Below are 12,512 nucleotides of genomic sequence, written 5' to 3'. Positions count from 1 at the left end.
CCTCTCGTGAGTGTCCGAGCGAGTGATTACGCTCGCTTGTTGCGTACACGTACCGCCGCGAAGGCGCCGCCGATGAGAACGGCGGCCGCGGCGATGATGGCGATGACGGTCCAGGGCGCGGAGTCCTTGTCCTCGGACCCCGAGTCCGCGGCCTTGCCGGCCTGCGGCTTCTCCTGGTCGCCACCGCCTGCCCCCTTGTCTGCTGTGTCTGCGGGAGAGGGGGAAGTCGTGGATGTGCCGGCGCCGGCGCCGGCGCCTCGGGCGGCGAGCAGCGGGTTGACGTCGGCGGGGCCCGGGTTGCCGTTGCCCTTGAGGAGGACCTGGGCGGGGCGGACGGTGCCGTACCCGATGTACTGACTCGGCACCTTGCCGTTGTGCCCGGCGGTCTCCATCATCACGCGCAGCACCTGGTTGCCGGTCCAGGCGGGGTGGGCGGACCAGATCAGGGCGGCTGTGGCGGAGGTTAGGGCGGTGGCTTGGCTGGTGCCGTGGGAAGCGCAGTACCCGGCGCCGCGCGTGCAGTACCCGGGGATCTCATCGCCCGGGGCCGCGAGCCCGACGCCGGCACCGTGGTTGGACCACTGCGCGACCTTACCCTTGGAGTCAATGGCGCTCACCGCGACGACACCGGGGTACGCACCGGGGTGGTCTATGCGGTCGAGTTCGTCATTGCCCGCTGCCGCAAAGATCAACTTGCCCTTCTTGAGGGCGTAGTCGACCGCCGACTTGAGTTCGGCGTCCTCGGTGTCATTGGGCGAGCCACCAAGCGAGACGCTAATGATTTTGGCCTCGGTGTCCGCGGCGGCACGAATGCCGAGTGAGACGACCTTCAGCCCCGGCAGGACGTTCTCGTAGACCTTCACCGGAAGGACCTTGGCGCCGGGAGCGAGCCCCTTGACTCCGCCCTGCGCGCCGCTCCCGGCGATGAGCAGCCCCATGTTCGTCCCGTGCCGGTTGGTGTCCTCGCGAGCGCTCTTCGCCGGCTGGTCGATGTTCTTGCCCAGCAGGACACGGCCTTTGAGTTCGGGAACGGTGCCGTCGACACCACTGTCGACGACCGCCACCGTGACTCCGGAACCAGTGCTGACCTTCCACATGGCGTCCGCGTCCATCGCGTCCAGGTACCACTGCTTGGACCGCATGTCGTCGGCCAGCGCCGCCGGCGCGGTGCCGACGGAGCAGGCCAGCGCGGCAGCCACCGCGGCACCGAGAAGTGCCGAGCGGCTGCGCACCGAGCGGGCTGAGCTGAACATGGGACTGCGGACTCCTTGAGCGGCGATGGTTTGCGTACGTCAGTCGACGACCGGCGGGACGACCTTGCGGTGGTCCATCGCCCACGTCTCCTCGTCCTCGACCAGGTAGTCGGGGGCCTCGGAAGAAGTGGAACGACGCCGGTCCGTGCCTCGCTTGTTACCGTTCACCAACCCCGTACCACCGGGGGTGAATTCACCACGCCCACCGAGAGACGCACGCGGGGCCCCCACAGTTCCACCGGGCTCGGAAGCCAGCCTGCGACCGCCCATGCCCGTCGCACCACGCGCCGCGCCGGGGCCGTGCCCCATGCCGCCGCCCATGGGCCCACGGCCCATACCGGTTCCGGCGCGCTCCTCGCCGACGACCGTGCCCATCGGGAGCCGGGGCGTCGAGCCACGGCCGGTCGTCGGCGTGGGACGCCCGCCGCTGATGCCCTCGGGGGTGATACCGCGCGTGGTGCCCGGCAGACCACTCGGACGAGCGATACCCGGACCGCGCAGGTTGCCATTCGGGCCACTCCCCGGAGTGCTCACCCGAGTCGTGGTGGAAGGCCGACCAAAACCGTCCTTACCGGGCAAGCCAGGCTGGAAGGGCGGCGGGGTGACGACGGTCGTCGGTCCGCCGTGCGTCGGAGTAGGCACGGCAGGCCCGGTGGGCCGCGTCGTGGTCTCCGGGGGCGGAGCCACAATGACCGAGTCGATGGCGGTTCCCACCGGCTGGTGCGTAGCAGAAGGTGTCGTCACCGCCGAGCCGGGGGCCACGGCCCCGCTGCCGGCCGTGGTGTGGTGACCCGTTGAGCCGGAAGCCGCGTAAGACGTCCCGCCCACGGCACCGCCGCCATTGCTGTGCGTGGTGGAGCTGCCTCCATAGGACGAGCTCGCCCCGTAGGAGGTCTCGTCGCCACTGCGCTGGACCGGCAACGGCGCAAACTTAGGCTCAGGCTGCGCCGAGATCCGATCCTTCGACGCGTTGTAGTACGACGACAACCGGTTCAGCTGGTTGATCGCCTCGTTCGTCTTCGGCCCCAGCGCCTTCAGCCGCGCCTTCTCCTTCTCGGGGTCGGCGTAGCACATGCCGTCCGACGCCGGGACCGCCGCCTTCGCCTCGGTCAGGGCCTGGCCCGCGTGGGCCATCTCCTGGCCGACGACCCCCGCGTACTCGGCCAGCACCAACGTCTCCGACACCATGCCGCGGCCCCACTCGCGGAACGCGTCGCCACCGGCGCCGTGCCACTTGACCTGGTCGATGTACCAGCGCAGGTCCCGCGCGATGTCCGCGATGTCGGGCGCCGCGGCGGCCAGCGTCTCGGCCGCGCCGGTCAGTTCGGCCGGCTTGGCCGACGCCAGCATCGCGTTGAGGGCCTCAAGGGACATGCCCTCGAATTCGTCCGTCGCCATCGTTGTGCCCCCCCCTTTACTTCAAGCCGCCGGAGTCGGCGTCGTTGCCCTTGCCACCCTTGTCGGGGCCCTGCGCGGCAGGACCCTTCTCGGGGGCCTTCGTACCGGCCGCCGGAGACTCGTAGTACGTCTCCGTCTCCTTGCGGATGGCCTGGTAGCGGTGGGCCTCGTCCACGTCGATCCCGCCGTAGCCCTTGTCCGCGATGTGCACCGCGATGCCCATGCCCTCGATCTGGTCACCGAAGATCTTGGTGAGCCGCTCCAGGTTCGTACGGACCTTGTCGTACGCCTTGTGCAGCTCGTCCGCGGCCGCGAACCCCTTGCCGTACGAGGCGGGCTGCACCCGCTGGTCGGCGATCTTGGTGTGGCGGGCCGGGGACTGGTCCAGGCTGCGCAGCAGTTCCTCCATGCGGCCCTTGAAGTCGGCGAGGCTCACCCCGTCGACGCCGAGGTCCGGCTTTCCGCCGCCGCTGCCCTTGCCGCCGCTGCCGCCACCGTTCGGCTCGGCCACTGTTCCTCCCCGTAAATCCCCGTCGGCACCGCTCTGCCACTGGTGCCGCGCTACCGCTGTCGCTTCGTCACACTCGTGAAGCGCGCGAAGCATGTGATCACTCTAGTCACTCCGGTTTCGGAGCCGAATGAGTATCCGTACTCAAAGACGTCTCAGGTTCGTCCCGAAACCCCGTTCACCCCGTTCACCCCGTTCACCCCGTTCACCTTCCGCGAACCCCGCTTCCGGGCGTCCCGGATCACCGTCGCCGTGCCCGCGACCACCGCCACGAGCAGGGCGGCGATGCCCAACGCGTACGTCGCGTAACGCTCGTTGCGCTCCTGGGGCGTCTCGGAGAGCGCCAGCGCGGTCACGTCCGGGGCCGTGGCCTTGGGCGGGCCGGGGTCCGGGTGCGCGGCCGCCTCCGGGGGCGAGTCGTCGGTCACCGCGCGGACCGGGTCGACCACGCCCCACCCGACGAAGTTGTCGTGCCCGTTGACGGACCGCTCCGCCGTCTGCTCGATCCGCGCGATGATCTGCGCGGCCGTCCACTTCGTCGTCGCGTACGGGTACTTGGCGCGCAGCAGCGCGGCGACCCCCGCGACGTACGGGGCGGAGAAGCTCGTTCCGTTGTCCGAGCACTGGCCGTTGCCCGGCACGGTCGAGACGACGTCGACGCCGGGCGCCGCGACCCCGACGAACGTGCCCGGCTGCGAGAACACCGCGCGCTCGTTGTTGCGGTCCGAGGACGCGACCGCGAGCACGCCCGGGAAGGCCGCCGGATAGGTGTCCTTCGCCTTGCCGTCCATGCCGTCGTTGCCCGCCGAGGCGACCACCACGATCTGCTTGTCCAAGGCGCGCCGAACGGCCTTCGCGAGGTCCGAGTTGGGCCCCTGCGGCTCGGTCGTGTCCTGCGAGATGTTGATGACGTCGGCGTGCTGCGCGATCGCGTGGTCGATCGCCTGCGCCATCGTGTCCGTCTTGCCGCTGTTCTTCTCGTCGTTCTGGCGGATCGGGATGATCGTGGCCTCGGGCGCCAGGCCGACGAAGCCGGTGCCCGCACGGGGGCGCGCGGCGATGATGCCCGCGACCTTGGTTCCGTGGCCGACCTCGTCGACCGTGCCGCCCGTCTTGCCCCGCTTGTCGTTCTGCTCGCCCGAGCCGTTCTTCTCGGGCTTGAGGTAGTCCTTGCCGCTCTTGGCGTCGACCGCGGACTTCAGCTGCGGGTTGGCGATGTCGACACCGGTGTCGATGACCGCGACCCGTACGCCCTTGCCCTTGGTGTCCTGCCACAGCTCGTCGAAGAGCACCCGCTGGAGCGACCAGGGGCGGCCCTCGATCTGCTTCTTCATGGGGAAGGTGCACTCGCCGCTGCCGTCGACCCCGAGGGCGGGCGGCGCGGGTGCGGGGGCCGCGTACGCGGACGGGGCGAGCGCCAGGGAGGCGACGGCCGTGGCCACGCCCGCCAGCACCGGCTTCCTGTATGGCTTCACCATCGACACTGAGGTCAGTCCTTCCCTACGAGCCCTGGGGCTGGCGGGCGCTGTTGGTGTCGAGCCGCGGGCCCTTGGACAGGAACTCCGACCAGTTGATGGGCACCAGGGCCGGGGTGACCTTCTCGTATCCGAGGCGCTGCTGCGCCTGGCTGGGCTCGGGACGGCCGTCGTCCTGCTTCTGCTGGTCGCCGGTGCCGATGTCGGAGCGGGCGGCGTCGCTGTCCCCGTTGGCCTGCACCGCGTACCGCAGCCCGGTGTCGGTCACCAGGAACAGCGAGCCGTCCGGCTTGGTCTGCTTGCCCTGCACCTGGGTGTAGAGCAGGCCCGTGCCGGGGGTGACGTACGTGCTGGTGCCGCCCGCGGTGATGGCCGCCGGGTACTCGGTGCCCGCCCAGGTGGAGAGCGTGGTGTTGCCCTTGTCGTCGACCTTGCGCAGCACGCTGCACACGGTGCTCCGCGCGCCCGAAGCAGCCGCGCCGCCGCCCGCGTTGACCTGCTTCGCCTTCTTGTCCGGCCAGTTGTTGGCGGCGCCGAAGTAGTCGGGCTTGGGAGCGATGGAGGCCGCGTCGACTTCCTTGACGTCTCCGTGCATGCCGAGCTTCGTGGTCTGCGGGGAGTTGAGCACCAGCCAGGCCGTGAAGTCGGAGACGGGCTGGACCTTCCCCTGCAGTACTACGTACTGCTGGGGACCCGCGCCGGTCTGGGCGCTCAGCACCATGCCGACCTTGTCCTCCTGCGGCGAGAGGCCGCCGCCGGTGCCCGCCGGGGCGCCGACGGGGCCGGGGATCACCGGGAAGTCGACCGGGGTGCCGTCGCCCAGGGTGGCCAGCCAGTCGTCGGTGACGGGCTGCGGCTGCTCGTCGGCGCCGAAGAGCGTACGCGCGAGCAGATCGCCGGGGGCGCCCTTGACCAGGTACTTGGTGCCCTTGGCGTCCACCACGTAACGGGCCTTGTTCTTCTGGCCCTGGACGTAGAGCACCTGGCCGCCGGTGAGCCTGCGCTTGTCGTCGGTCAGCTTGAGGTCGCGGTCGGCGAAGACGAAGGCCGCCTTCTGGACCGAGTCCTTGCCGCCGCCGGGCTGTTCGCAGACCGCCCAGCGCTTGGCCTTGCCGGCCTCGCCCGCGCCGGGCAGCCGGTCCGGGGCGTACGGAATGCCCAGGATCGGGCCGCGCGAGAGCTTGCCCGAGTCCAGGATGTCGTCGCTGACCTGGATGACGTCGAACTTCTGCGGATCGAGCAGCAGCCGCGCCGAGGCCAGGTTGAGCACCGGGTGGAGCAGGACCTTCTTGTCCTTGCCCTTGCCGGTGGACAGGACGACGTAGCGGGTCGTCGACTGCTTGCCGACGATCACCTTGGTGCCGGGTGTGTCCCAGCCCTGCGGCGCCTTGGGCTTGAACATCCCCCAGGCGCCGAAGCCGGCGAGGCAGAGCGCGGCCACGATCACGCTCGGCACGATGGCCTTCAGCGGACGCGGAGCACCTTCCTCCGTGCCCGTGGGAGACGGTTGCAGAAACGCCGCCACCGTGCGCTTCTTCGCAAAGGTGTACGCGTTGAGCTCGTCCCGCCGTGATGCCATGCGCCTCTGTCTCTCCCCGCGCGGCCCCCTGATCGGACCTGGTCCTGCGGTCCCCGGGCCTCGATTGTCAGACCGGCCCCCTACTATGCCTGTTGACCGAGGGTGCCTGTGGGGCGGGTAGGGTGAAGCCGCCGTCAAGACCCCTTGCCGAGCTGGGGGAATCCGGATGTTTTGGGTGCTTGCGCACGAATGGGGGGTGGTGGAGTGATGGCGTCCGCGACGCGTCTGCGGCCTGCCGCCGCCGGTCCTTCGGCCCCCGCCCAGGGAGCCTCCGCACCCCGTCTGAAGGCCCGGCCCGGACACTTCGGGTCGTTCCGACTGCAACAACTCGTGCTGGTGGAGCTCGCCGCCGCCGTGCTGCTGGTCGCGTGGGTGATCGACACACTGATGCTGGTGCCCGCCGGTGTGGTCGCCGCGCTGCTCGTGCTGCTCGCGGTCGTCCGCCGCCACCGCCGCTCGCTGCCCGAGTGGCTGAGCACGGTACTGGCGCTGCGCGCGCGTACGCGCAGGGCGGCGAGCCTGCCGGTCCCGGAGGGCACCGAACCGGGCTTCGCCCCCGCGGTGGAATGCGACCCGGCCCTGCGGACGTACACGTTCGGCGACCGCGACCGCCGCCCCGTCGGCATGGTCGGCGACGGCACCTTCCTCACCGCGGTCCTCCAGGTCGAGATGGACGCCACGGCACTGCGCCCGGAGCGCGGCACCCGCCCGCTGCCGGTCGCCCTCGTACGGGACGCGCTGGACGTCGACGGCATCCGTCTGGAGTCCGCGCAGATCGTCCAGCACACCCAGCCCGCGCCCGCCCCGCACCTGCCGCAGCAGTCGGTGGCCGCCCGCAACTACGCACCGCTGCAGGCCCAGACCGGCTCGCCCGCGGTGCGCATCACCTGGATCGCGCTCAAACTCGACCCCGAGCTGTGCCCGGAGGCGGTGGCGGCGCGCGGCGGCGGTCTGACCGGCGCCCAGAAGTGCCTGGTGCGCGCGGCGGACCAGCTGGCGAGCCGGCTCACCGGCGCCGGGTTCCGTACGACGGTCCTCACCGAGCAGGAGCTGACGGGCGCCATCGCCACCTCGACCTGCGCCAACCCGATGGCGATCACACAGGCGGGCCGCGCGGGCACACCGGGGCGGCGCACCCAGGAGACCGCCAGGACCTGGCGCTGCGACGACCGCCGCCACACGACGTACTGGGTGGGCCGCTGGCCCCAACTGGGCGGCGGCGGGGCCTCGATGCCGCAGCTGGTCGCCCTGCTCACCTCGCTTCCCGCGCTCGCCACCACGTTCAGCCTGACGCTGGCCGCCGGCGACCGCCAGGAGGTCACACTCACCGGACACGTCCGGATCACCGGCCGCAGCGACGAGGAACTGGTCGTCGCCCGCCGGGAGCTGGAGCGCACCGCGCGCGGAGTCAAGACCGGCCTGGTGCGCCTGGACCGCGAACAGCTGCCGGGCATGCTGGCCACACTGCCGCTCGGGGGTGCGCGCTGATGACCACGTCCTCTGTCTCTCCTGTCCCTCCGCCGTCCTCTCCCGAGGTACGCAGAGGGCGCGCCCGCATCGGCTTCGGGCTGCTCGGGCCGCGCCGCGACCGGCACTCGCTCTCCGCCGACCAGGTGGAGGCCCTGGCGCTGCCCGTCGGCGACGACGGCGTGGTCATAGGTGTGGACGCGGCGGGCCATCCGTCGGTCCTCGGCATCAACCGCCCGACCGCGTACGACGTGACGCTGATCGGCGGCCTCTGGACGGCGCAGGTGCTCGCGCTGCGGGCGGCCGCGACGGGCGCGCGCGTGACCGTGGAGACGGGCCGGGCCCCCGCGTGGACGGCGCTCGCCCAGGCGGCGGGCGGCGGCCAGCAGTGCATCGCGCTGCACGACGTGGGCCGGGTGCCGCCGCAGGGCGCGTCCGCCGGATCGCCCGTCGTGGTCGTCCGCGACTGCGGGATGCGGCCGCCGCGCGGGCGCGTGGTCTCGGGGCCGTGGCAGTCGGTGCTGACGCTGCTGCCGTATCTGAGCCCCGTGGCGCCCCGGTTGCTGGAGAAGTCGGACCTGGTCGGTGTGCAGCGGGTCTCGCCGGACGAGGCCGCGCAGATCGGGCGGATCATGCATCTCCCGCAGGCCGAGACGGAGGCGCTGTCCACGCTGGCGGACGGGGTGACACTGTGGTGCAGTGCCCGCGACCGGCAGTTCGTGATGACCCAGGCCACGGACGCGGAGACCGGACTTCTCGGCTCCGCGCGGCGGATGGACTGAGCGGTCCGCGCCGCGCGCGTTCCGTCACAAGGACCATAAGGAATTGAGCAGGTACGACTGGCCCTGACCGGGTACGTGAACGGTTCGTTCACACTCCGGCCACACGGGATGCCCTGCGGTCACTTGACGGCAGCGTGCGGGCACGACGTGATGGAGGGGACAGTCGGTGAGGGGTGGCCGGGCCTGCCGGTGCGGTGTTGTCGGCGATTAGGCTGGGACGGCCTGCGAACGAAAGGAATCCGGTGAACAGCGATCAGGACCAGTTCCGCACCGGCGGGAACGCGCGCGACGAGAATCGGTCCGACGCCGATCCCGAGCCCACGGGTGAGTTCACCATCGACTACACCCCGCCGGCCTGGTACACGCAGAACGCGGCGCCGAGCGCGGACCCGGCGACGCCGCCTCCCCCGCCGCCCGCCGGGCCGCCCGTGGCCGTGCCCGGCCTGCCCTCCAGCGGCGGCTTCCAGCCGAACTGGACGACCACGCCCCCGCCGCCGGGCCCCGCTCCGGTCCCGGCCCAGGCTCCCGCTCCGGAGGCGGCCGCCGAGCCGCAGCCGTTCGGGGGCGGGGACATCGAGAGCGGCGCGACGATGCGGTTCTCGCCGGGCTCGCTGAAGCGGGAGCTCGCGGAGCGGCTGGCCGCGGCGGACGCGGCGAAGGCCGCCGCCGCGAAGGCGGACGCCGAGGCGGACGCGGGCACGGATGCGGATGCGGATGCGGATGCGGATGCGGATGCGGGCAAAAATGCGGATGCGGATGCGCCGTCCGGCGCCGCCGCAACCGCGCCGGTCGACGCGGCCGTCAAGGACGAGGCCGCGGTGAGCGCTGCCCAGGCCCAGGACTCCGACGGTACGGCCCAGGCCGAGCCAGAAGCGGGGGCCGCTGGTCCGGGTGGCTCCGAGGGCGTGACGCCGGAGACCGAAGCGGCTTCGGGTGAGCCCGAGCCCGCCGTAGCTGTCGAGCCGAGCGATTCCGCGCCGGTCGCCGCTGCGGAGACGGCCGGTGCCGAGCCCGCCGAGTCCGCCGCATCGGCCGACGCCGCGTCCGCCCGGGCTCCCGCCGACCAGACGCCCGGCAAGCCCACCGACTTCGCCGACTCCGGCGACTACATGGCCGCCGCGCCGGTGACGGCCGAGGCAGCCGACGCCGTGCCCGCCGAGCCCGTCCCCGCGCCGCCGGTCGCCGAGCCGCCGGTCGCCGAGCCGGTTGACGCCGTGGCGGCGCAGGCGGCAGCGGCCGCACCGGCCGACGCCGTGCCCGCCGTCGCGGACGCGACCCCCGAGGACGCCGCGCCGCAGGACGCGCCGGTCGCCCCGGCGGAGCAGCCGTGGGCCGCGCCGGCCCAGCAGCCGGGGCTGCCGCCGTTGCCGCCCGCGTACCAGCCCGCCGCGCCCACTGCGGCGCCGCAGTGGCCCGTACCGGCGCCGCAGCAGCAGCCGCAGGCCGGACAGCCCGCATGGCCGCTGCCGCAGGGCGACCAGCCGCCGGCCCCGGGCACGCCGAACGTTGCGGCACCGCAGCCCGTGCCACCGACGCCCCACCAGGGCGGCTTCCCGCTGCCCCAGCCCAACACCCCGGCCCAGCAGGGCGGCTACGGCTTCCCGCACCCGGGCACGCCCAACGCCCCGGCCCCAGCCACCGCCCCCAACACCCCCGCCCCGCAAGGCGGTTACGGCTTCCCGCACCCCGGCACGCAAGGCGGCGCACCCCTCGCCCCGGCCCCAGCCACCGACCCCAACACCCCCGCCCCACAAGGCGGTTACGGGTTCCCCCAGCCGGGCACGCAAGGCGCACCGGGCACGCCGGACCTCCCGGCCCCGGCCCCGGCGGTCGCCCCCAACAGCCCCGCCCCGCAGGGTGCTTACGGGTTCCCGCACCCCGGCACGCCAGGCGCACCGAGCGCACCGGTCCCGTCAGCCGACGCCAACCCCCCGCAGGGCACCTACGTCTTCCCGCGCCCCGGCACCCCGGCCGCCGCCGACCCCAACTCCCCCGCCCCGCAAGGCGGTTACGGGTTCCCGCAGCCACCCCAGGCCCCGAACCCGCCCGCGCCGCAGGCACCCCACGCACCCCACGCACCCCATGCCCACCAGGCGGGCTACGGCTTCCCGCAGCCGGGCCCGGCCGGTACGGGTGCCGACGCCCACCTCCCCGTACCCCACCAGCAGGCCCAGCCCCCGGCGCAGCCGCTGCCCCAGGCTCAGCCGCCCGCCGGGCCCGTGGACCCGCGGAGCGGGGCCGCGTGGCCCTCCCCCGTGGCGCACGACCAGCGCGAGCGGTCCGTGCCGGGTGCGCCGCTCGGGTACACGGCGGCCGTGGAGCTCTCCTCCGACCGGCTGCTGCGCAACAACAAGCAGAAGGCGAAGAGCAGCCGCAACCCGGGCAGCGCCTCGCGCTTCAAGTTCGGCAGCAAGAAGGAGGAGGCCGAGCGGCAGCAGAAGCTCAACCTCATCCGGACCCCGGTCCTCTCCTGCTACCGGATCGCCGTGATCTCCCTCAAGGGCGGTGTCGGCAAGACGACGACCACGACGGCGCTCGGTGCGACGCTGGCGACCGAGCGGCAGGACAAGATCCTGGCGATCGACGCCAACCCGGACGCCGGCACGCTCGGCCGCCGGGTGCGCCGCGAGACCGGGGCCACCATCCGCGACCTGGTCCAGGCGATCCCGTACCTCAACTCGTACATGGACATCCGCCGGTTCACCTCGCAGGCCCCGTCCGGTCTGGAGATCATCGCCAACGACGTCGACCCGGCCGTGTCCACGGCCTTCAACGACGAGGACTACCGGCGGGCGATCGACGTCCTGGGCAAGCAGTACCCGATCATCCTCACCGACTCGGGCACGGGTCTGCTGTACTCCGCGATGCGCGGCGTCCTCGACCTCGCGGACCAGCTGATCATCATCTCCACCCCGTCCGTCGACGGTGCGTCGAGCGCGTCCACGACCCTGGACTGGCTCTCCGCGCACGGGTACGCCGACCTCGTCCAGCGCTCCCTCACCGTCATCTCCGGGGTCCGCGAGACCGGCAAGATGATCAAGGTGGACGACATCGTCCAGCACTTCCAGACGCGCTGCCGCGGAGTCGTGGTGGTCCCGTTCGACGAGCATCTGGCGGCGGGCGCCGAGGTCGACCTCGACATGATGCGGCCCAAGACGCGCGAGGCGTACTTCCATCTGTCGGCGCTGGTGGCCGAGGACTTCATCCGGGCCCAGCAGCAGCAGGGGCTGTGGACCGCGGACGGCAACCCGCCGCCGCACCTGGCCCCGCCGATGCCGGGCCACCAGCAGGCCCAGCAGCCGGGCCAGCCGTTCCCGGGCCAGCCGGGTGGGCCCGGCCGGCAGGCGCCGGGGCAGCCGATGCCCCAGCAGCCGTACCCGGGTCAGCCGATGCCGCCCCAGCCGTACGCCCCGCAGCAGCCGCAGCCGCCCCAGCCGTACGGCGGCCAGCAGCCCCCGCAGGCGTGGCAGCAGCCGCAGCCTCCGCAGCAGTAGGCAGGCCGGACGCGAAAGGGCCCGCGCAGTCGTCACGACTGCGCGGGCCCTTCGCTGTTGTCCAGCGCTAGCGGGCGCTGTTGTCCAGCGCTAACGGGCCATCGCCCGGCGGGCGCCCACCTCCGAGGGCAGCTCGCGGACGAACGTGGCCGCACACATCGTGCCCAGCCACCACGCCATCACCGCCGGCAACAGCGGCAGCATGAGCAATATGAGGCCACGGCTGCTGACCCCACTCGCAGCGCCCCGCCGTGCGTCCCGCTGTCGCGACCAACTCTGCTCGGGCGTCGGCGGGTTGGCGAGGCGCTCGCGGATCTGACGGCGCCCGCGCACCCATCCCCAGGCCAGACCGACGACGGCCGCCGCCCCTTCGACGACGTAACCGGCCTCGCGCCAGCCGTCGGGCAGCCCGGAGACCAGACCGTCGAAGAGCGCGCCCGCAACAGCGCACACGAGGACCGCCACCAGCAGGGTCGCACAGCCGGAACCGGCGCGCCGCAGCCAGTAGCGCGGCCCCCGGCGGTACCACGTGGTCCCGACCACGGGCAGTTTCGCG

9 protein-coding genes are annotated in these 12,512 nt (G+C 72.7%); 3 read left to right on the top strand and 6 right to left on the bottom strand.

Features of this window, described 5'->3' with window-relative positions; all coding sequences use genetic code 11:
- Positions 1-26: 26 nt before the first annotated feature.
- The 5 genes from ACFWA7_RS25630 to eccB form a co-directional block, all read right to left on the bottom strand.
- Positions 27-1,253 (bottom strand): S8 family serine peptidase, encoded by a 1,227-nt coding sequence (locus tag ACFWA7_RS25630; RefSeq protein WP_385825405.1) that lies wholly within the window; start codon positions 1,251-1,253, stop codon positions 27-29.
- 39 nt (positions 1,254-1,292) lie between these two features.
- Complete coding sequence (locus tag ACFWA7_RS25625) at positions 1,293-2,651, bottom strand: hypothetical protein (protein WP_385825403.1); 1,359 nt, start codon at positions 2,649-2,651, stop codon at positions 1,293-1,295.
- A gap of 16 nt (positions 2,652-2,667) precedes the next feature.
- Positions 2,668-3,162 carry a hypothetical protein gene (locus ACFWA7_RS25620; protein WP_385545953.1) on the bottom strand — a complete coding sequence of 165 codons (495 nt, stop codon included), beginning with the start codon at positions 3,160-3,162 and terminating at the stop codon, positions 2,668-2,670.
- Positions 3,163-3,314: 152 nt separating this feature from the next.
- Complete coding sequence (gene mycP, locus ACFWA7_RS25615) at positions 3,315-4,637, bottom strand: type VII secretion-associated serine protease mycosin (RefSeq protein ID WP_385825401.1); 1,323 nt, start codon at positions 4,635-4,637, stop codon at positions 3,315-3,317.
- 22 nt (positions 4,638-4,659) lie between these two features.
- Complete coding sequence (gene eccB / locus ACFWA7_RS25610) at positions 4,660-6,213, bottom strand: type VII secretion protein EccB (RefSeq protein WP_385545960.1); 1,554 nt, start codon at positions 6,211-6,213, stop codon at positions 4,660-4,662.
- 207 nt (positions 6,214-6,420) lie between these two features.
- On the opposite strand from eccB, the gene eccE reads away from it, so the two are divergent.
- The 3 genes from eccE to ACFWA7_RS25595 all read left to right on the top strand — a co-directional run bounded on the left by eccE (position 6,421) and on the right by ACFWA7_RS25595 (position 11,956).
- Positions 6,421-7,701: a type VII secretion protein EccE gene (gene eccE, locus ACFWA7_RS25605; protein WP_385545963.1), complete on the top strand. Its 1,281-nt coding sequence runs from the start codon at positions 6,421-6,423 to the stop codon at positions 7,699-7,701.
- Positions 7,701-8,462 carry a hypothetical protein gene (locus tag ACFWA7_RS25600; protein WP_385545966.1) on the top strand — a complete coding sequence of 254 codons (762 nt, stop codon included), beginning with the start codon at positions 7,701-7,703 and terminating at the stop codon, positions 8,460-8,462. Before eccE ends, ACFWA7_RS25600 begins: the two co-directional genes overlap by 1 nt.
- Positions 8,463-8,704: 242 nt before the next feature.
- Positions 8,705-11,956 carry an SCO5717 family growth-regulating ATPase gene (locus ACFWA7_RS25595; RefSeq protein ID WP_385825399.1) on the top strand — a complete coding sequence of 1,084 codons (3,252 nt, stop codon included), beginning with the start codon at positions 8,705-8,707 and terminating at the stop codon, positions 11,954-11,956.
- A gap of 90 nt (positions 11,957-12,046) precedes the next feature.
- Here the strand turns inward: ACFWA7_RS25595 and ACFWA7_RS25590 are convergent, their stop codons facing one another.
- Positions 12,047-12,499 carry a hypothetical protein gene (locus ACFWA7_RS25590; protein WP_385825397.1) on the bottom strand — a complete coding sequence of 151 codons (453 nt, stop codon included), beginning with the start codon at positions 12,497-12,499 and terminating at the stop codon, positions 12,047-12,049.
- Positions 12,500-12,512: the final 13 nt, after the last annotated feature.

This window comes from Streptomyces sp. NPDC059994, assembly GCF_042737755.1.
In the GTDB taxonomy this organism is placed as follows: Bacteria; Actinomycetota; Actinomycetes; order Streptomycetales; family Streptomycetaceae; genus Streptomyces.
This window is presented reverse-complemented; position numbering and strand designations above follow the sequence as displayed.

Coding starts and splice junctions, on each gene's coding strand:
- ACFWA7_RS25630 (WP_385825405.1), bottom strand. CDS start 1,253: ATGTTCAGCTCAGCCCGCTCGGTGCGCAGCCGCTCGGCACTTCTCGGT.
- ACFWA7_RS25625 (WP_385825403.1), bottom strand. CDS start 2,651: ATGGCGACGGACGAATTCGAGGGCATGTCCCTTGAGGCCCTCAACGCG.
- mycP (WP_385825401.1), bottom strand. CDS start 4,637: ATGGTGAAGCCATACAGGAAGCCGGTGCTGGCGGGCGTGGCCACGGCC.
- eccB (WP_385545960.1), bottom strand. CDS start 6,213: ATGGCATCACGGCGGGACGAGCTCAACGCGTACACCTTTGCGAAGAAG.
- eccE (WP_385545963.1), top strand. CDS start 6,421: ATGGCGTCCGCGACGCGTCTGCGGCCTGCCGCCGCCGGTCCTTCGGCC.
- ACFWA7_RS25600 (WP_385545966.1), top strand. CDS start 7,701: ATGACCACGTCCTCTGTCTCTCCTGTCCCTCCGCCGTCCTCTCCCGAG.